Source organism: Salegentibacter sp. T436, from assembly GCF_001932675.1.
GTDB classification, from domain to species: domain Bacteria; phylum Bacteroidota; class Bacteroidia; order Flavobacteriales; family Flavobacteriaceae; genus Salegentibacter; species Salegentibacter agarivorans.
On sequence record NZ_CP012872.1, the window covers coordinates 2507739 to 2527003 of the forward strand.

Sequence of the window (19265 nt, forward strand, 5' to 3'; positions counted from 1 at the left end):
TTTTAGATTTAGATTACTCTTTTCCCAGTTCTACAGCTCTGTCAAATGCCGCGTAAGCCGCATCTTTAATTAATTCTTCAACGTTATTATCGTCCATAGAATCTAAAGCTGCACGGGTTGTCCCTCCCTTAGAAGCAACGCGCTCCATCCAGGTGCTGGCCGACAGATCTGATTCGTTAAAAAGTTTTACGGCACCTTCAAATGTTTGGCTGACCAAAACCTTAGAGTCGTTCTTGGAAAAGCCCATTTTTAATGCTGCTTCCATCATAGAATTCATAAAATAGAATACATAAGCCGGCCCGCTTCCTGAAATTCCTGTAGAAGCATCTATAAATTTTTCTGTTTCTACATGAATTGAAGCTCCCGTGGTGTCTAATAAATTTCTAACCATAAGAAGTTCTACCCGAGAGATTTCTTTTGCTTCGGTAAACGAGGTAACTCCTTTTCCTACCTGTGCAGGAAGGTTAGGCATTGAACGCACAACTTTTTTCACGTTTAAACCTTGTTGTATTTTATCTATAGTAACGCCGGCCATTAAAGAGACAAATATTTGCTGGTCGTTTACTAAAGGTTTTATTTCCTCAAATAAATCATCACAGTGATAGGGTTTTACAGCAAGGAATACGATGTCTGCCTTTGGTAAGCATTCTTCAATATCATCGTATACATCAAAATGGTCTACTTTGCTAAGTGTAGTTATTATTTCAGCCGATTTATCAAAAATCATTAGATTTCGGTGATTAAGTAAACTAGACTTCGCCATTCCTTCGGCGTAAGTAAGTCCCATATTTCCTGCTCCAATTACTAATACTTTCATTCTTTATTTTTTGGTTAATTAATTTATTTCAACTTTTAGACTTTCAAGTCTGGGCCATTAAGAACAAAGACCATGCAATGTTTCCCAATAAAACCGTACTTGCCTGCCAAAAGCAAGGATTAAATTAATTTATTTTGACCGTAACTAATAAAATATTAGGTTAAACTAATCTAAAAACAGCTGTTTTCAGAGGTTTTTAAATAAACTTGGATGGTGCTTAAGCCTTATAATTAGGTAGATCGAAGACCTTTTATTATTAGCTTTTGAGATAATAAAGATTATGAAAAACGTTAAGAATTATTGAATTTAGGAAGTTTTACTTATGCCTTTAGCTGAAAATGGAATAAAACCTAAATTTTTATTTAAATTTTATTCCATTAAAAAACTGCCATTTTTACTGCCATTATTGCAGAAAAAAGGTGCTAAATTGAACGAAAAGGTTTTCGTTGAGTTTTTGTGAATTTATAGCTGTAGCGTTACAACATCGTTAAAGGCGGGAATGCTCACTGCATAATTATAACGATCTTTTATTTTTACTCTTAATGAGTCTAAAGCGGTGGGCTCGCCGTGGATTAAAAATATCTTTTCAGGAATATTTTTTATTTCTGACATCCAATCCAATAGTTCCTTTTGATCGGCGTGAGCAGAGAGACTTTCCATCTTTAAAATTTTTGCTTTTACCGGGCAATATTTCCCAAAGATTTTTACTTCTGAAGCTCCGTTTTCCAGCTGCCTGCCTCTGGTGCCTTCGGCCTGGTAACCTGCTAATAGCACTGTGGTTTCCGGTTTGTCTATTAAATAACGAAGATAGGTGAGTACACGGCCGCCGGTTACCATTCCGCTGCCGGCTATTACAATCTTAGACCTGTTTTCATCTATAGTTTTCCAGGTATCGCGGTATGAAGTGATTATATTAAAATAGGATAGCATTTTTCTAAATTCATCTTGCTCAATTTTATGCCACTTGCTAAAACCTTCAAATAAACCAAGAACTTCATTACCCATTGGGCTATCTATGTAAATAGGAATTTTTGGGATTTTATTCTTTTTGATTAAAAGGTATAACTTGTACATAATTCCCTGCAAACGTTCTACTGCAAAACTTGGTATAATAAGATTTCCTTTTTTGTTTACGGTTTCCTTAATTGCTTCAATAAAAATTTCGTCTGAATCATCTTCGGGATGAAGTCTATCACCGTAGGTACTTTCTAAAAATAAGTAATCTGCCCATTCCGGCTTATTGGGTGCTTCTAAAAGTAAATCTTTTTCCCGCCCAATATCGCCTGAAAATACAAAGCGCTTTTCAAAAATCTCAATTTCAATAAACGTTGAACCTAAGATATGGCCATTGGTCTGGTAGCGATATTTTATATTTTCTGAAATTCTATGCCACTCATTCAGCTTTATACTTTTAAATAAACCTATAGTTTTTTCGGCATCACTCATGGTATATAAAGGCAAAGCGGGATGGTGTTTGCTATATTCTTCCTTATTGGCTCTTTCTGCATCTTCTTCCTGGATCTTTGCACTGTCTTTTAAAATAACCGCTGCAATTCCTAAAGTTGGTAGGGTGCCAAGAATAGGATTTTTATATCCCTGTTTTACCAATTTTGGGAGATATCCTGTATGGTCCAGGTGGGCGTGGGTAAGCAATATGAGATCTATATTATTAGGATCAAACGGAAAATCTTTCCAATTGAGTTCCCGCAAACTTTTAATCCCCTGGAAGAGTCCGCAGTCTATTAGGAAATTCAATTCGGGGGTTTCTACGAGAAATTTTGATCCCGTTACTGTTCCCGAACCTCCCAGAAAATGAATTTTTATTTGATTTTCCATAATTTTAATGTTTACAAAGATCTCTCATTTCTTCAAGTATTCTCTTTTTGCGAGGATTGCTGATGCCTAAATGATCCAGGTAAAAGGTATCGTTTATAAGTTCCTGGCACAAAACCACATCTCGACTTAACAAAAAGTTTTTTTCTCTTTCTGAAAGTAGGGTAGAAACAGTTATAGGGTATAAACCTAACTGGTCTATTCTATCTTTAAGTCCTTCGCCTTTTGGATAATCCCAGCTTAATAATTTAAGATTGGCACATTTGGCATATTTTACTGCATCGGATGTAAACCGTGTGTTGGTAACCACCCAACCTTCTTCAAAAGTTAATTTATTCTCTCCATTACTTCTAAAATTTTTTATATCCCGAAACCTGGAATCTATATAAAGCGGAATTTTTACATCACAATTTCTACCTGCATTGTGAAATTTACATTCTATTAAAATTAGTTTTGAATCTGTTTTGGCCTCCACGTCTATCTCGTGGGTAACACATTTTCCCTGGTATATTTTCCCGGTTTGGGTTTTATAACCACTATAACTTAAAAGCGCGGCAATAAATTTTTCAAAAGGAAATCCGGTTGGGCCCAATTCGTAAATAGCGGTTTTTAATTTATATTTTGAAGCACTGGTTTTATTATCTTTTTTGAGCAAATTAAAAGCACGATTGTAAATTTCTTTGGTGGTGATACCTTCGTACAGTTCGGTTTTGAGCTTTTCCAGGGTTTTTTGAATAAGTTCTTCATTGGCGCCAGACCTCCTTAAAGATTCTGCAACCCTGTCTATAGAAAATTTAGCTTTTTCACCAGAGGCTTTTATGATTTTTAGATTGGAAATATTCATTTTTGCAGGTTTTTCAAGAATTAATTTTGTAAAAAATTATAGATCTGAAGGCATAAAAAGCATAGGAATTTGGGGTTTTTTCCCTAATTCTTTTAGTAGAGATTTTGAAAATAAATTTTGAAAAAAGCCTCTTTTTTTATGGTTCAAAACCAACACATCACTATTTCTACTTTGAATAAAACTGTGAATTCCTTTGGTAACTTCAATATTGGTTAGGGTGTGAAAACTATGGGAAACATCTTTAAAATAGTTGTGTAGCTCTTCTTTTGTATTCAGCTGTTCTTCAGATAAATTTTCGGTATCCTGAATATAAAGAATCCTAATACAGGCCTTAAATTTCTTAGCCATATCTATTAAAAAACTTATCTCATAATCTGAAAATGATTTATCAAACCGGGTTGCCAATACCAGTTCTTTTTTTACTTCGGGTACATACACACAATTTTCTGGTATAAGTAAAACCGGCATATGGTCTACGGTTTCAATTACATTCATGCTATTTGTGCCAAAAATCCTGTCGTCTGCTTCGGTTTCTCCTTTTGTTCCCATTACTATAAGATCAAAAATTATTTCATTTTGAATTTCAACAACCGCATCGTTTAACCAGGATTCTATAATTATAGACTTAAACCTATGGTTTTGATTCTTATTAATTATAGCTACTTCTTTCAGCAACTTATTCATCAGGACTTTATTTTCGCTTTTTGCCTGGGCTAAACTAGCGCCATTAATATCTGGAGTATAGAATTCGGGTTTGCAGGCATTTAAAAAATAAAAATTACACAGCTCATTTTGAAATAAACTAAAGGCGTAGACGGTAGCTTTCCAGGCGTTAGCCGAAAAATCTGTGGGGATGAGTATATTTTTCATAACTAGTTGAATTTTCCTGATTGAATGACCATAAAGGGTACTTTAATATGAAAACCTATTTTATTAACTACCGGTCTAAAAAGAAGATTTTCAAAAAAGCTACGCTTGTTATTGACCATAAAAAGTAAATCTACCTCGTGCTGTTCCTGGTATTTTTTTATAGCTTTTGGTACGCTTTTGTCTTCAATTGTATAAAATTGGTGCGAAGTATCTTCCAGGATTTTGCTGAGGTTCTTCTTATTTTTTTCCTGATTTTGGTCTAGGTCTTTTCCAAAATAAACGTGCAAAATATTAAGCTTTGAGGTATGCTCTTCGGCTAAATTTAAAATTGGTTCCAGTTGCGCAGTGCTAAAATTCAATTCAAAATCTGTGGGAAATAGAATATTTACCGGAGGTTGATATTGATATCCCGAAGGGATCATTAAAAATGGCGTTCTTAGCTTATTAATTGCGTGCACACTATTGGTACCTATTAAGATTTCTTCAGCCCCGGTTGCACCCTGAGTTCCCATTACTACCAGGTCTATTTCTTTAGATTTCACCTGTTCTTTCATCTCATCAATAAGGAGATTGAAAGCTGAAATTTTTTCGAAATTATGCTTTGGATTATTAAAATCACGATAAATCTTCCGTTCAACTTTTCGCAATCCTGTGAGGGAGTTTTTTTTATAAGCTTCAGCGAGATTAGGTTGTGTACTGTTGTATAAAATATATTCAGAATCATACAAAACCGGGGTATATGTATTTAGAAGATAAAAAGTACATTCTACATCTTTAAATGCTTTAATGGCATAAGAAATCGCGTTATAAGCGTTTTCTGAAAAATCTGTGGGTAAAAGTATTTTTTTCATGATTTCTAAATTTTAAATGCATTCCCTATTAAAATTTTGTAATACCAGTAGTGGAACTTTAGGATGGAGACCCACTTTATCTATGGTAGAAGTAAGGAGCATATCTTCTAAGTAAGTGTGACGGGAATTCACCATCACCAAAAGATCTATATTATTTTTTACTATAAATTCTTCTATTGCTTTTTCCTTTTGCAACTCTTCACTTTGGTGTTTTTCTAAGCGAATATTATAGAATTGCTCGTGCAAGAATTCCAGGTTATCCTTTTGTCTTGCTGAAGTTGCCTTATGTTTAGATAAATACAGAAAATGAATAACAGACTTAAAATCGCGAGCAATTTCTCCCACAACTTTCAATTCACGTTTTTGATACGGAATTAAAAAATTGGTTGGAAATAAGATATTTTTTGGCTCCTGATAGCTAAAATTTTCTGGAATGGCCAAAACCGGGCATTGCACATATTTTAAAACAAGTAAAGTATTACTCCCAAAACCAAGTTTCCTATCGTTTGTAGCCCCACGAGTACCCATAATAACAAGATCGGCATTTTCTGAATTTACCAGGCTGTTTACCTCGTCTACCAGATCACCAAATGCAGCTACATATTTAACTTTATGTCTGGGATTGCAAAATTCGTCGTGAACCTTAGTGCTAATTTCATTTAAAGCCATTTCGGCCTTTGTTTTGGTAACCGCTTTAAGCTCATCTATCAATTCTTTACTTAACAGATTTTCATCGGTATACACCTTATCGGCGTAAGTGTTTAAAAGAATTATTTCACTCTTTTCATATTTAAAAAGCTGGCAGGCAAATCGCAATGCGTTATAGGCATTTTCTGAAAAATCGGTGGGTAAGATTATCTTTCTCATCTTCTTGGACTTTGAATAATAAAGTTAAGAGAACACCTAAGTTTAAACTATGAGGAAAATCAGTTTGTAATTTAATTTTAAGCTTTTACAGGAGAAGAAAGTTTTAGCTTAGTATGACGTGTATCATATTTATTATCAATATTTTGAAATACATTTAATGGTAATTTTAAAACTTTTGAAGATGAAAAATTTAATATTAGGAATCTTAATAAGTATTCCGTTTGTGTTATTTGCGCAAGAACCGAAAGAATTTGATTTTGTTTCCAATCTGGAAGATGGTTTTAGTACGGTAAGATTAGGCGATAATTGGGGTTTTATAGATACGAGTGGCGAGGTGCTGTTTGAACTTAGAAACGATCTCGTTATGAATAAGAACCCTAAAAATAATAGAATTGGCGTTGCGGGAATTGAATATCCTCAACTAAAAGAAGAAAGGGCTATTATTAGTAAAAAGAAAGATGGCGTTAACTATTATGGTTTTATAAATGCTGAAGGAAAAACAGTAATTGAACCTGAATTTCTAAATGTAAGCAACTTTTCTAAGGGGAAAGCCTTGGCATTAAAGCTAGAAGAAGAGAGACTTGGTGAGAACCAGCTTTTGGGTAAGAATGTGCTGTCTTATAAATATGATGTAGTTCTTATTGATAAGGATGGGGAAGTACTAAAATATTTAGAAGGGCCTTTTCCAGTAGCTGTTTCTAAACAAAAACTACGAGAGGCACCAGAGATTAATGCAAAATGGTTGGGCGAGAATTTGCTAAGTGTAAAAGGTCCCAATAAAAAATGGCGAATTCATAAGTTTTAAAAAGTTCCTTTTATAGTTGCTTAAATTTAATTGTAAATAGGATAGAAAGAAAGCTCTAAAAACAGAAACAGGAGACCATTGCCTCCTGTTTCTTAAGAAGATATTAAGTTTATTCTTTAACACTGGTTTGATATCAGTGATCTTACACGAAATAAAATTTGTATATCAGGTTAAAAAATACCTTTGATATCTTCTAATTTGATTTCCAACTCTGCGAGTTTAGGAAAAACAAATTTTTGAATATATATAGATAAATTTCCTGTTTTAAAAATAGACGAAAACATACTTAAAAAAAATGACAAATGTCAGAAAATCAGTATTTAACAAAAAATTAGGACTATGTGATTTCCTGTAGTTTATCTGGTTTCAGGATGTTTATTTTTTTACCTTTTATTGCAATGATTCCTTCTTTTTTTAAGCTGGAAAGGCTTCGAATAAAACTTTCGGTAGAAATACCGGCTATACTGGCCAAATCGGTTCTCGAAATATTAAGTCCTTTAAATTCTGGGTTTTGCATTTCTTCTGCAAACTGAAGAATAGTATTAGAAGTTTTTTTTAATACCGACGCATAAGCCATTTCTAAAAGTTGTGATTTTAATTCTAAAACCGTATCGGTTAAATATTGGGCTAAATCCAGGCTTAACTCCTGGTTTTGCTGTAGTATTTCCCTAAATTCAGTATATAAGATCCTGTAAAATTGAGAAGCTTCTAAGGTGGTTGCCATTTCAGTTGCAACGGGATGCTTATGAAATCCGTAAAGTCCCAATAAGTCATTTTTCCGGTAAATACCAGTAATTAATTCTTTTCCCAATTGGTCCATCCTGGAGGTTTTAACCAAACCTTGTTTAATTAAATAGATAAAACTGGAATGCCAGTTTTCGTGAAATAATATTTTATGTTTATCCAGGCTTATTAACTCACCCTTTTTTTCCATATAACTTTTTAAAGCTTCAATATTTGGAACTAAAGATTTGTCTGGCTTTTTAGATGCTCTAAAATTTTCCATTTTAGCATTGGTGAGAAATAAAATTTTCTTCTTTAGCTCCTGTTTCGAAGAATTCTCTGCTAAAAAGCGATGTTTTTTATGAAGGGGTTTTTGGGTGCCGGTTTCAGCAATAATAGAAAGTATAGGAAGCTTTAAAATCCCGGGATTTCTATGAATTACTTTAGGTGGAATAGGGTTTTTTACTGCCCAAATAAGCAAATCTGGTTTATTTTTTATTAATAAACTTTCTAAGCTTGTTGGGGAATTTGAGTATATAAATTTATAATCGAGGTTCATCGCCAATTCATCTGGAATTAGATGACTGGAAGTTTTATCTAAAATATATAGAATACGCTTCATCCCTGCAGAGCTTAAATATTAAGAATACGTTGATTGGGGATTGTTTCGCATTCCAGGCGGGGGGAAGTTGGGGAAATGCTTTAAACAACACCTAAATATACAAAGTTATTTTTAAAACGTAGATAGCGGAGAAATTATTTAAACAGCCGAAATTCAGATGTTTAATTATTATTGCTATTCTTTAGAAAAAGAATACCTCCGCATAAAAACTGATTTTTATCATTTTCAGCTAAGTTTCTGAGACTTATCTTTAAAGAGCGAATTATTTCGAGAAAATCGCGTAGCATTAACTCTCGCTAAGCGAGTAAAATTTTTATTATGGAACTATCGAAAAAACAAGTCTTCACCGAAGAATTTTATCAGAATATCGGGATGCTTTTTTACGCCATTGCGGCTTCTGATAAAGTAGTGCAAGCCGAAGAGATTAAAACGCTTAACAATCTGGTGCAAAAGAAATGGGTGCCAATAGATAATAAAACTGACGAATATGGAACCGATGAAGCCTATAAGATTGAAATGGTCTTTGATTGGCTTGAAGAAAATTCTCCTGAAGCAACATGGGCATTTAAGGAGTTTAGACAATACAAAAAGGAAAATGAAGGCTTGTTTACTTTGCCAATTAAACAGTTAATTTGGGAAACAGCAGATGCTATTGCAGCTTCGTTTGCAGGAAAAAATAAATCTGAGCTTATTATGCTTTCAAAATTAAAAATGCTGCTTTTTAAATGATTAAAATTGAACGTATTATATTAATTTTTCTTCGTATATTTTAATAAAATTAGCTGATGAAAACCTTAATTTGCCAAAGTTGTGGCTGGCCATTTACAAAAGCCACTGTAGGTACAAATCGCGATAAATCAGAAAATCCCGATTATTGTCGTGACTGTTACGAGGATGGCGCTTTTACTGATAAATCGCTTAATCTACATCAATTAGAAGTGAAATTATTAGAAATGGCAGAAATGCACGAAGATATTAGTCTGGAAGAAGCCCGGCAACTTATAAAAAAGCTACCCGAGCTTAAACGGTGGCGAATGGAACATATTTAATTCTTCCTTTCCAGAAGCATATTTCGTTTTAAAAAGAAAATTTCTGTAGAAGATTAATTATTAATTTTCTTTTTCGGCTCGCGCTTTTTGGCGTTCCAGTTTTCTAAAATATCCACGGAATAGAATATTATGCTTTAAAGCTTCCATATTCTCGTTAAAGCGATGGGTAGCTTCTTCAATATTTTCCATACTTTGATCTAAATGATTCACAAAACTGCTGTCTTTTAGCACATAATTAAGCGCTCCTTTTTCTGAATTAAGATTGTTAGAAAATTCCCCCAGATCTACGCTAATCCCCTTTATTTGCGAAGATGTTTTTTCCAAATCTTTAATAATTGTGCTGAAACTTTTTTGTGCACTGGTGTCGCTAAGAAGCAAACCCGCCACAGAATTTTCGTAATCTACATTATTTAAAATTCCATTTAGTTTTGCCAATCCCAACCTGGCAGATTTGGTTGTTTCATTTAAGTTTTCAACACTTTCCTGTACATTTTTAGCCAGGGTTTTGTCTTTGAGTAAATCTCCTAAAACGCCTTCTCCAGAATTTATACTATTTGTAATTTTTAATAAATCCTGGGTTAATAATGCTGCATTTTCATTGGTTTTATTCAGGGTGTTTAGCATATCGGCAGTTGCCACCTGGCTAATTGAAGCAAGTGTGTCGCCTTCCTTGATGGTGGGAGAAGGTGCCTGGCTTGAGGGTAAAATATTTAAAACCATACTTCCAACTAGTCCGTCTGAATTTATGGTAGCCAGTGCATTGTTTTTAATTAAATTTCCGGCTTCCCTATTAATAAGCATATCTACACAAATTGCCGTATCATTTAAAAATTTGATTTCTTTTACCGTACCAACGTTCACACCAGAATAACGAACATTATTCCCCGATTGCAATCCGTTTACGTTTTTAAAAACAGAACTTACCAGAATGGAATCTCCAAACAGGTTTTGCTTGTTTCCAATAAAGAAAACTCCAAGGGTGAAAATAATAAGCCCCGAAATAATGAGAACCCCAAGTTTTATATTTTGTGCAGAATTTGATTTCATAGCTTTTTATTTAAAAAATGCTTTAATTTTTGGATCACCAGATGCTGCCAGTTCGTTAAAAGTTCCTTCAGCATAATTTTTTCCGTCAAGTAATAAGATCATTCGGTTAGAAATTACCCTTGCACAATCTACATCGTGAGTAATTATTATAGATGAGGTTGCATATTTTTTCTGAATATTCATCATCAATAAAATAATTTCTTTTGCGGTAATTGGGTCTAAACCCGTTGTGGGTTCGTCGTAGATTATAATCTTTGGTTTAAGAATAAGTGCTCTTGCTAAAGCAATTCTACGTTGCATCCCTCCCGAAAGTTCTGCGGGCATTAGGTCTATAGTTTGTTGCAAGCCTACATTTTCCAGCGCCTCTTTTACCAGTTCTTCAGTTTTTCTTTCAGAGTTTTTTCTATGTCTTCTTAGCGGAAATTCTAAATTTTCCCTAACCGTCATAGAATCGTATAAAGCACTGCCCTGAAACAAAAAACCTATATCGGTTCTTATTTCATCCAGCTCGTTTTGTTTCATTTTAGAAATATCTTTCCCTAAAACTTTAATACTGCCCCTGTCAAAATCCATTAAACCTACCAGGCATTTTATCATCACCGATTTCCCTGAACCCGATTTTCCCATTAGAACAAGGTTTTCACCTTCAAATAAATTTAAATTGAAATCCTTTAAAACTTCAACATCGCCAAAGCTTTTGTACAGTTCTTTTATTTCTATTACGGCTTTATTTTCCATTTTTAGTTATAAAAAATATCAGTGATAAAAACGGCGATAAAATCCAGTACAAACAGTAGCATAGAAGTAAAAACCACGGCAGAATTGGAGGCTTTCCCAACTCCCGCGGTGCCTTTTTTGCTATTGTATCCTTTAAAACAACCTACCAGGCCAATGGCAAACCCAAAGAAAAAAGTTTTTACCGTTGCCGGAAGAAGATCTGTAAATTCCAGCGCGGCAAATACCTGGTTAAAATATAGTGTAAAAGAAACGTCACCTTTTATGTTCTCTATAATTGCAGAACCAATTAAGGCCACAAAATCTCCAACTATTACTAAAATGGGTAGCATAAAGGTAGCGGCCAATATCCTGGTTACTACCAGAAATTTAAACGGATTTGTTCCTGAAACTTCCATAGCATCTATTTGCTCGGTAACCCGCATAGAACCTAGTTCGGCTCCAATACTTGAACCAATTCTTCCGGCACAAATAATGGCGATAATCACCGGGCCAATTTCTCTAACTATAGAAATACTTATCATAGACGGCATCCACGAAACCGCACCAAATTCCATTAGGGTAGGGCGGGATTGTAGGGTAAACACAAGGCCTAAAATAAATCCTGTCACACTAACTAAAAGCAAAGATTTATTGCCCATTTGGTAGCATTGTTTCAGGAATTCCCTGAACTCAAACGGCCTACTAAAAAGTTCTCTAAAATACCTGCCGGTAAACTTCCCCATTTCCCCGATCTCCAGGAAAAACGAACTTAAACCCGATTGATATGAGGATAGTATTTTCATCTTAGATTATTTCAGTAGAGAACCAGGTATTTATTTTTATTCAAATAAATTGAATACAGAACTGCTTGAATACCAGGTAAATTTAGTTCTAAACGCTTTTAATAGAAATGATATAAATCAGCTTATTAAAGCTTATAAGGGAAAAATTTAGATAGAGTTGGAAGTTACCGGAACGAACTAAAATATTTTTTTAACATTTTAATTTTAAAAAACTTGTTAATTTTAGCTTTTTAAAAAATTAAATTTTGACACTGTGAAGTGGTGCAATCCGCAGTTTTAAGGCGATTTTGTTAATATAAATGGCAAATGGGTTCACATTTCTCTGACTTAACATATATTTTTGGTGTTTGCCTTTTTAATTATATAAGACTGACTTAATCATTTCTAAATGACAAAAGTAAATAACTATCTTTCTAAATCGGAGTTAGAAACTAAGCTTAAAATTGACGAACCGCGTGTTATTGCTGTAGGTGCAAGTGCCGGGGGGCTGGAAGCGCTTAAAGCTTTTTTCAAAGACATACCCGAAACCGATAAGAATGCTTATGTAGTTATCCAGCATCTTTCCCCAGACTATAAAAGTATGATGGGAGAACTTCTTAAAAAGAGCACCAACCTGCCTATTCGGGAGATTAAGAATAAAATGAAGCTGAAGCAGGGACATATTTATTTAATTCCGCCGGCCAATAATTTATCTTTTGAAAATAATAAACTTCACCTGGTAGAAAAACCTAAAGATCAAAGTTTAAACCTGCCTATAGATATGTTCTTTGAAGCACTTTCTAAAGAACGTAAAGAAAAAGCTATAGGAATAATTTTAAGCGGCACCGGCAGTGACGGTACCCGAGGAGTAAGGGCTATAAAAGAACGCGACGGAATGATTATGGTGCAGGATCCCGAAGAATCTAAGTTTGACGGGATGCCGCAAAGTGCTATAAATACAGGATTGGTAGATTATGTATTACCAATTTCTAATATGGCGCTGGAGCTTAAGAATTTTATAGATTCTCCCGCAGTTTTTCATTTCAAAGACGGTGATTATAATTACAATGAAAGCGAATTAATGAAAATTCTTCGCTTTATAGACGAAAAAACAGGTCTTGACTTTAGGGAATATAAACACGCTACGCTTGCCCGTAGAATTGCCAGAAGGGTTAATGTATGTAAATGCAATAGCCTTTCAGATTATTATCAATTTTTATTAAATAACGATGAGGAGGTAGAAATTTTACATCGTGAATTTTTAATTGGGGTTACCAAGTTTTTTAGAGATTCAAAAGTTTGGAAAATACTTAGAGAAGAGGTAATTCCTAAACTGGTAGAAGAAAAAAAGGATGGAGAGGTTATAAAACTTTGGGATGTTGCCTGTAGCAGTGGAGAAGAAGCTTATTCTTTTGCCATGCTTATTAATGAAGAAATTGAAAAGCAACGAAAAAGTATAGATCTAAAGATTTTTGCGACAGATATTTCGCAAAAACACCTCGATATTGGAAGTGAAGCATTTTATCCTGAAAGTATTGTGGCCGATATCGATTCAGATTTATTAATGAAATATTTTATAAGCGAGCCCAACGGTTATAAGGTAATTGATAAGATGCGCCGAATGGTGGTTTTCTCAAGGCATAATATTATTAAAAACCCACCTTTCAGCAATATGGATATGGTGGCTTGCAGAAACCTATTAATCTATTTCCAACCCGGAATTCAGAATAAAGCTTTAAACTTTTTGCAATATGCTTTAAAAGTTGGCGGTTATTTGGTTTTGGGCACTTCAGAAAATGTTTCGTCCCAAAAAAATAACTTTAAGGTGATAAATCGTTCGGCTAGAATTTATCAAAATGAAAATGCTGATAAGCGTCTAAACTCAAATATTTCTGCAGCAACTTCTCAAAGTAGGTCACTTTCTAATACAAAAGAAATTCAAAGGCCAAATTATAGAAAAACATCAAATCCAGTTAAAAATAAACTCACCGAAGAACTACATGAAACTATTTTAGAAACTTTTGGCGGTGCCAGTGTTTTTATAGATAACGATTTTAATATTTTACAGGCGGTAGGGGAGTTTAGAAAATATGCAAACTTACCGGTAAATGGCTTTTCGGTGAATCTTTTAGATATGCTGGGCGTAGATCTAAAGTTTATTATTCAAAGTAGCGTAAAAAAAGCTAAAAAGAATAATGAGAATTTAAGGTATCCGGATGCTGCTTTTGATCATAATGGTGAAAAAAAATCGGTAGATATTATAATAAAACCTTATCAGTATAAATTTGAAGATTCAAACGCAAGTTTTGTAATTATTTTTGTAGAGAAGGAAGTAAACCTAAAAGAGGTTAAAACACTCGATAAACTTACACTTACCAATCGCACCAAAGAATTTGTTGCAGATCTTGAAGAGGAGCTCAAAGAGACTAAAGAAGAACTGCAAACTTCCTTGGAGGAAATTGAAACCAGTAACGAAGAGTTACAGGCAGCAAATGAAGAACTCCTGGCTTCTAACGAAGAATTGCAAAGTACCAATGAAGAATTGCAAAGTGTAAACGAAGAGATTAATACAGTAAATGCAGAAAATCTTCAGAAGGTTGATGATCTGGCTGCATTAAACGCCGATATGAATAACCTGCTTGAAAGTACAGAAATTGGCGTTATTTTCCTGGATGATGAACTACGAATAAGAAAATTTACCCCTGCTATACAAAGGCATTTTAACTTAATAGAATCTGATGAAGGTCGGCCAATAGAGCACTTTACGTCCAGTATGGGTAAAAGCAATTTAATTACGCGTTGCAAACGAGTACTTAGAACCGGCAAAATTCTGGAAAAGCAAATTATGACCAAAGATGGGACTTACTATCTGCGCAGAATTTCTCCATACATTAATTCTAACGATGAAGTGAATGGGGTAGTGATAACATTTATAGATGTAGGATTGCTGCAACGTTCTAAAGAAAAATTAATTGCCAGTGAAAAACGTTTTAAATCTTTCTACGAAGAAGACCCGGTAATTCATATTAGTGTAGACCCTCAAACCCAGTTAATTGTACAATGCAACGAGATGGCTGTTAGTAGATTGGGATATACCTCTAAAGAAGATTTAATAGATAAACCTGTTTTTGATCTTTATAACGAAGAGTCTCAACTAAGAGCTTTAAAATCTAATAAAGAATTCAAAGATACCGGTGTTATTGTGAATATGGAGCAGGAAATGTTAACTGCTACAGGAGATTTACTTCCGGTTATATTAAATGCTACTGCCGAAAAAGATACTGATGGTAAGATAATGACCATTAGGTACACCTGCGTTGATATTTCTGCTCTAAAAGATGCTGAATTAAAACTAAAGCAGCAGCACGAAGATCTTGAACGTGCTAATAGAGATTTGGAACAATTTGTATCTATTTGTTCTCACGATCTCCAGGAGCCACTTTCTACCATTAAATTTGGTAGTGATGTTTTGGGTAAAATGTATTCTTCGCAATTAGACCAAAAAGGAAAAGATTATGTGAAGTATATAAAAGATGCTTCTACAAGACTTTCAGAACAAATTAAAGCTTTACTGGAACACTCCAGAATTGGCCGAAATGGAGAAAAAAGCCTGGTGAACATAAAAGAAGTTGTTGAGGTTGTAAAATATGATCTCGGTAAAAGAATAAAGGACACCAATGCCAGAGTAAATGCTGGTACGCTTCCAAAAATTATGGGTTACGAAGTAGAATTACGCCTGTTATTTCAAAACCTAATAAGTAACGCAATAAAATATACTCCAAAAGAACGCAATCCCGATATTCGTATTGCAGCTTATCGCGAAGGTAAATTTTGGGTTTTTTCGGTAATGGATAATGGCTACGGAATTTCTGAAGAAGATAAAAAGAACATTTTTACCATTTTTAACCGTGTGAAAGAAACCAATGGAAATGATGGTACGGGAGTTGGCCTGGCGCACGTAGAGAAAATTGTACAACTACACGAAGGTACCATTTGGGTAGATAGCCAGGTAGGTGTGGGCAGTACCTTTTATTTTAAATTAAAAGCATAGCTGTGTATGAGCTCAGAGCAGCTTTCGTATCCCGAAAAGATAGATATTCGAAATTGTGAAAAAGAACCAATTCATTTAATTGGAAAAGCTCAGGCTCACGGTGTAATTCTCGCGGTAGATCCTAAAACTTTTAAAATTATTCAGGCCAGTGAAAATACCTTAAAGTTTTTCGGTATCTCACATAAAGTTCTTTTGAACGACGGTCTCGAAAGCCTTATTGGTAAGGCTGCATTTGAAAAGATTACTACCGCAATAGACCAAAAAACTGGATTTAAAGCCGAAGAACTAAAAATTGGCAATAAGCATTTTATAGTCTTACCACATTTTTCAGAAGACCATCTTATTTTAGATTTTGAAGTGCTGGGCGAGTATTGGGAGCCAATGTTTCTTCAGCAGCAATTAACCAATATAATAAATGGATTAGATTCGAATGAAACTATTCCTAATCTTTGCAATACAGCCGCAAAATTAATGAAAAGCATCTTCGGTTACGATCGTGTTATGGTTTACCGGTTTGACGAAGAATGGAATGGCGAAGTAGTTGCCGAAGAAAAAGAAGAGCATTTAGAAAGTTGGCTGGATCTACATTATCCTGCCAGCGATATCCCTTCGCAATCCCGAAATTTATTTTTAAAACATAAAGTGAGAATAATTTCAGATGTGAATTATGAACCTGTTCCTATTTCTCCTTACCTTTCTCAAATTACCAAAAAACCTTTAGATCTTTCAAAATCTACCTTACGCGGGGTTTCACCCATTCATATTGAATATTTGCAGAACATGAAGGTGGGAGCTTCTTTAACGGCCGCAATAATTGTTCACGGCAAACTCTGGGGTCTTATAGCCTGCCATCATTATTCGGCAAAATTTATTAATTATTTTCAGCGGGAAACCTGTAAATTTTTAGCGCAGGTTTTTTCTAATAATATAGCTTCCATTCAAACCGGTATTTTCAATAAGAAATTCAGTGAAAATTCTGAATTAAGAGCTAAGATTTTAGCGGATCTTAAGATTGAAAATACATTAGGTGAGGGACTTGAAAATGCCAAAATTCCGTTTATTTCACTAATGGAAAATGGGGGCGGCGCAGTGGTTTTAGATGATGAAATTAAACTTTTTGGCAAAACGCCAACTGAAGCTGAAGTTAAAGATTTAAGTGATTTTCTTGCTGAAAATGAAGAAATTATATTCTACACCAAACATCTCAAAAATCATTTCTCGGCAGCCGAAAATTACAAAAAATCGGCTTCAGGAATTTTAAGTTTTAAACTGGGGCGCGCAAACAACAATTTTATAATCTGGTTTAGACCTGAAGTGGCTGAAACTGTAAGCTGGGGTGGAAATCCTAATAAAAAGCTTACTTATAACGAAGAAAAACAGCGTTTAAGTCCGCGAAAATCTTTTGAAAAATGGACAGAAAAGCTGGACGGAATTTCTAATTCCTGGCAGGACTATGATATTGAAACTGCTAAAGCTTTTCGGGAAAATTTAAACCAATGTATTTTAAAAAAGCAAAAAGAAGAAATAAGTAGATTAAACCAAAATCTGCAAGAAGCTAATAAGGATTTAGAACTTTTTAGCTACGGAATTTCTCACGATTTGCGCAGCCCGTTGCGCGGTATTAATGGTTATGCCCAAATTTTAAAAGAAGATTTTAGTGAAAATTTACCCGCAGAAGCTTTAGAAACTATAGATACAATTTTAAAGTCTTCTAACCGTATGGAAGGAATTATAGACGATATTCTTTCCTTTTCAAAGATTACCGGAGGCGAACTTCAGAAGAAAAATTTTAGTACTAAAAAATTACTGCAAGAGCTTTTAGTGAGTTTCAACATTAAAACAAATTACCCGAATTTTAATATAGAAATAGCTGAAAATCTTCCCGATACCTATGGAGACCGCCCAATGATATCGCAACTTTGGAGTAACCTATTGGGAAATGCTTTAAAATATACTCAACAAGCGCCTTATCCGCAGATTGAAATTGGAAGTTTTTCACGAGAAAATAAAAATGTTTTCTATATAAAAGATAACGGGATTGGAATTGCTGAACACCAAAAGGATCAAATCTTTAAAATGTTTTCCAGGTTTGCAAAAAAAGATTTTAAGGGCACTGGTATTGGTCTGGCCATTGTAGCCCGGATTTTAGAAAAGCATAACGGAAAAATTTGGGTAGAAAGTGAACCAGAAAAGGGCAGTACGTTTTTCTTCCACCTTTAATTAGAACTTACAATAACAAGTTTAGTATTTTTGTAAAAATTTAGAAGTAATGATCAAAACCCCGTTGCGCATAATTCTGGTGGAAGATGAGGAAACTGATGCAGTTTTAATAAAAAGACAAATTGCTAAAATTGTAGAGAAGCCCCAGATAAAAGTGGTTAAAGATTTACCAGGTTTTGAAGGAATTTTTACCAGTTTTCTACCCGATGTAATAATTTCAGACTATAACCTTCCTACCAGCACAGGACTTGATATTATGCAGTTGGCAAAATCTATAGACGAGACCATTCCATTAATTTTCGTCACCGGAGCCTTAGACGATGATGAATTGGCGGCTGATACTATTCTTTCTGGAGCTTCAGGTTTTATTTTGAAAAAGCATATGAGTGTTCTTGCCGAAAAATTAGAGCCTTTATTAAAACAGGCGATCTATAATATGGTACAGCACGACGAATTAAGGGAAAGAATTAGAAAAAATAAAATAGCCGTTCACCAAATTTATAGTTATCTGGACAGTATGAAAGCCGATGATAAAGAACAGCGGGAAAATATTGCAAAAATAAGGAAGAACCTTGATAAATTTAGTGTAGATGATGCTGAATAACCTTAGAAATGCTACCCAGAAATTACACGAAGAACTGGAAAAAGAGAATCTTGCCGGAAAGATTATTTCACACGAAATAAGCCTGGAAGATTATAAGCTTTTATTACATCAGAATTATATTGCTTATAAAATTACCGAAGCTGAAATTTCTAAATTTATTCCAGCCTGCAAATTAGATAAAAGCGATCAGCTGGCAAAAGACCTTGAGAATTTGAATGTAGATACTTCTATTTCTGAAGAATTTCAGGGTAAATTCAGCATCACATCGCGTGAAGAAGCCCTGGGAGCGGCTTACGTAGTTTTAGGTTCTGCTTTAGGCGGGATTTATATTTCCAAAGAAATTCCTAATTGCCCTAATTTAGCTCAGATATCTAAGCCATATTTTTTTAATGGCGATCGTGATGGAGTGAAATCCTGGAATAAGTTTGTAAAAGAACTTAAAGCTGAAGATTTTAATGAAGCTCAAATTGCGATAGCTTCTAAAAAAGCTCAGGAGACTTTTGAATTTTTTGGGCTTGTTTTTAGGGAAACTTCAATTATTCCCCAAAATACTTAATTTCTTA

17 protein-coding genes are annotated in these 19265 nt (G+C 34.3%); 7 read left to right on the top strand and 10 right to left on the bottom strand.

The annotated features are described in order from the left end of the window. Nucleotides 1–13 precede the first annotated feature (13 nt). The 6 genes from proC to AO058_RS10985 form a co-directional block, all read right to left on the bottom strand. Nucleotides 14–817: a pyrroline-5-carboxylate reductase gene (gene proC / locus AO058_RS10960; protein WP_075326596.1), complete on the bottom strand. Its 804-nt coding sequence runs from the start codon at nt 815–817 to the stop codon at nt 14–16. 462 nt (nt 818–1279) lie between these two features. Further along, the gene (locus AO058_RS10965; protein WP_075326597.1) at nt 1280–2653 is read right to left on the bottom strand and encodes an MBL fold metallo-hydrolase RNA specificity domain-containing protein; all 1374 of its coding nucleotides are present in this window, start codon (nt 2651–2653) and stop codon (nt 1280–1282) included. Between the two features lie 4 nt (nt 2654–2657). Then, nucleotides 2658–3494: a restriction endonuclease gene (locus AO058_RS10970; RefSeq protein WP_075326598.1), complete on the bottom strand. Its 837-nt coding sequence runs from the start codon at nt 3492–3494 to the stop codon at nt 2658–2660. A 36-nt stretch (nt 3495–3530) separates the two neighbouring features. Beyond that, the gene (locus AO058_RS10975; protein ID WP_075326599.1) at nt 3531–4364 is read right to left on the bottom strand and encodes a universal stress protein; all 834 of its coding nucleotides are present in this window, start codon (nt 4362–4364) and stop codon (nt 3531–3533) included. A gap of 2 nt (nt 4365–4366) precedes the next feature. Continuing rightward, on the bottom strand, nt 4367–5215 hold the full coding sequence (locus AO058_RS10980; RefSeq protein ID WP_075326600.1) for a universal stress protein: 849 nt from the start codon (nt 5213–5215) through the stop codon (nt 4367–4369). 12 nt (nt 5216–5227) lie between these two features. Beyond that, nucleotides 5228–6082 carry a universal stress protein gene (locus tag AO058_RS10985; protein ID WP_075326601.1) on the bottom strand — a complete coding sequence of 285 codons (855 nt, stop codon included), beginning with the start codon at nt 6080–6082 and terminating at the stop codon, nt 5228–5230. Between the two features lie 181 nt (nt 6083–6263). On the opposite strand from AO058_RS10985, the gene AO058_RS10990 reads away from it, so the two are divergent. Next, a complete protein-coding gene (locus AO058_RS10990) occupies nt 6264–6887 on the top strand; it encodes a WG repeat-containing protein (RefSeq protein WP_198036108.1) in 624 nt (207 codons plus the stop codon). Between the two features lie 337 nt (nt 6888–7224). On the opposite strand, the gene AO058_RS10995 is transcribed toward AO058_RS10990, so the two are convergent. Next, on the bottom strand, nt 7225–8232 hold the full coding sequence (locus AO058_RS10995; protein ID WP_075326603.1) for a Crp/Fnr family transcriptional regulator: 1008 nt from the start codon (nt 8230–8232) through the stop codon (nt 7225–7227). A 318-nt stretch (nt 8233–8550) separates the two neighbouring features. On the opposite strand from AO058_RS10995, the gene AO058_RS11000 reads away from it, so the two are divergent. Further along, nucleotides 8551–8961 carry a hypothetical protein gene (locus tag AO058_RS11000; protein WP_075326604.1) on the top strand — a complete coding sequence of 137 codons (411 nt, stop codon included), beginning with the start codon at nt 8551–8553 and terminating at the stop codon, nt 8959–8961. Nucleotides 8962–9017: 56 nt separating this feature from the next. Further along, entirely contained in the window at nt 9018–9281 is a 264-nt protein-coding gene (locus tag AO058_RS11005) for a zinc ribbon domain-containing protein (protein WP_075326605.1), read from the top strand. A gap of 60 nt (nt 9282–9341) precedes the next feature. Here AO058_RS11005 and AO058_RS11010 read toward each other — a convergent pair whose 3' ends face one another. From AO058_RS11010 to AO058_RS11020, 3 genes are read right to left on the bottom strand one after another with little or no spacing between them, the layout of a single operon-like run. Further along, a complete protein-coding gene (locus AO058_RS11010; RefSeq protein WP_075326606.1) occupies nt 9342–10328 on the bottom strand; it encodes an MlaD family protein in 987 nt (328 codons plus the stop codon). Between the two features lie 6 nt (nt 10329–10334). Continuing rightward, a complete protein-coding gene (locus AO058_RS11015; protein ID WP_075326607.1) occupies nt 10335–11066 on the bottom strand; it encodes an ABC transporter ATP-binding protein in 732 nt (243 codons plus the stop codon). Between the two features lie 2 nt (nt 11067–11068). Beyond that, nucleotides 11069–11848 carry an MlaE family ABC transporter permease gene (locus tag AO058_RS11020; protein WP_075326608.1) on the bottom strand — a complete coding sequence of 260 codons (780 nt, stop codon included), beginning with the start codon at nt 11846–11848 and terminating at the stop codon, nt 11069–11071. Between the two features lie 388 nt (nt 11849–12236). Here AO058_RS11020 and AO058_RS11025 point away from each other — a divergent pair, with 388 nt between their 5' ends. The 4 genes from AO058_RS11025 to AO058_RS11040 are packed head-to-tail and all read left to right on the top strand — an operon-like array spanning nt 12237 to nt 19258. Continuing rightward, a complete protein-coding gene (locus AO058_RS11025; RefSeq protein ID WP_075326609.1) occupies nt 12237–15878 on the top strand; it encodes a chemotaxis protein CheB in 3642 nt (1213 codons plus the stop codon). A 6-nt stretch (nt 15879–15884) separates the two neighbouring features. Then, nucleotides 15885–18098: an ATP-binding protein gene (locus AO058_RS11030; protein ID WP_075326610.1), complete on the top strand. Its 2214-nt coding sequence runs from the start codon at nt 15885–15887 to the stop codon at nt 18096–18098. Between the two features lie 49 nt (nt 18099–18147). Continuing rightward, complete coding sequence (locus AO058_RS11035) at nt 18148–18702, top strand: response regulator (RefSeq protein ID WP_075326611.1); 555 nt, start codon at nt 18148–18150, stop codon at nt 18700–18702. Beyond that, on the top strand, nt 18689–19258 hold the full coding sequence (locus tag AO058_RS11040; protein ID WP_083634171.1) for a biliverdin-producing heme oxygenase: 570 nt from the start codon (nt 18689–18691) through the stop codon (nt 19256–19258). The genes AO058_RS11035 and AO058_RS11040 overlap by 14 nt, the downstream gene beginning before the upstream one ends. The last annotated feature ends 7 nt before the right edge of the window (nt 19259–19265 follow it).

Bases quoted from the DNA above. Each gene is read 5' to 3' on its own strand.
- AO058_RS10980 (WP_075326600.1), bottom strand. From the start codon at position 5,215: ATGAAAAAAATACTTTTACCCACAGATTTTTCAGAAAACGCTTATAAC.
- AO058_RS11040 (WP_083634171.1), top strand. From the start codon at position 18,689: ATGATGCTGAATAACCTTAGAAATGCTACCCAGAAATTACACGAAGAA.
- AO058_RS10965 (WP_075326597.1), bottom strand. From the start codon at position 2,653: ATGGAAAATCAAATAAAAATTCATTTTCTGGGAGGTTCGGGAACAGTA.
- proC (WP_075326596.1), bottom strand. From the start codon at position 817: ATGAAAGTATTAGTAATTGGAGCAGGAAATATGGGACTTACTTACGCC.
- AO058_RS10970 (WP_075326598.1), bottom strand. From the start codon at position 3,494: ATGAATATTTCCAATCTAAAAATCATAAAAGCCTCTGGTGAAAAAGCT.
- AO058_RS10995 (WP_075326603.1), bottom strand. From the start codon at position 8,232: ATGAAGCGTATTCTATATATTTTAGATAAAACTTCCAGTCATCTAATT.
- AO058_RS11015 (WP_075326607.1), bottom strand. From the start codon at position 11,066: ATGGAAAATAAAGCCGTAATAGAAATAAAAGAACTGTACAAAAGCTTT.
- AO058_RS11005 (WP_075326605.1), top strand. From the start codon at position 9,018: ATGAAAACCTTAATTTGCCAAAGTTGTGGCTGGCCATTTACAAAAGCC.
- AO058_RS10985 (WP_075326601.1), bottom strand. From the start codon at position 6,082: ATGAGAAAGATAATCTTACCCACCGATTTTTCAGAAAATGCCTATAAC.
- AO058_RS11035 (WP_075326611.1), top strand. From the start codon at position 18,148: ATGATCAAAACCCCGTTGCGCATAATTCTGGTGGAAGATGAGGAAACT.
- AO058_RS11000 (WP_075326604.1), top strand. From the start codon at position 8,551: ATGGAACTATCGAAAAAACAAGTCTTCACCGAAGAATTTTATCAGAAT.
- AO058_RS11030 (WP_075326610.1), top strand. From the start codon at position 15,885: ATGAGCTCAGAGCAGCTTTCGTATCCCGAAAAGATAGATATTCGAAAT.
- AO058_RS10990 (WP_198036108.1), top strand. From the start codon at position 6,264: ATGAAAAATTTAATATTAGGAATCTTAATAAGTATTCCGTTTGTGTTA.
- AO058_RS11010 (WP_075326606.1), bottom strand. From the start codon at position 10,328: ATGAAATCAAATTCTGCACAAAATATAAAACTTGGGGTTCTCATTATT.
- AO058_RS11025 (WP_075326609.1), top strand. From the start codon at position 12,237: ATGACAAAAGTAAATAACTATCTTTCTAAATCGGAGTTAGAAACTAAG.
- AO058_RS11020 (WP_075326608.1), bottom strand. From the start codon at position 11,848: ATGAAAATACTATCCTCATATCAATCGGGTTTAAGTTCGTTTTTCCTG.
- AO058_RS10975 (WP_075326599.1), bottom strand. From the start codon at position 4,364: ATGAAAAATATACTCATCCCCACAGATTTTTCGGCTAACGCCTGGAAA.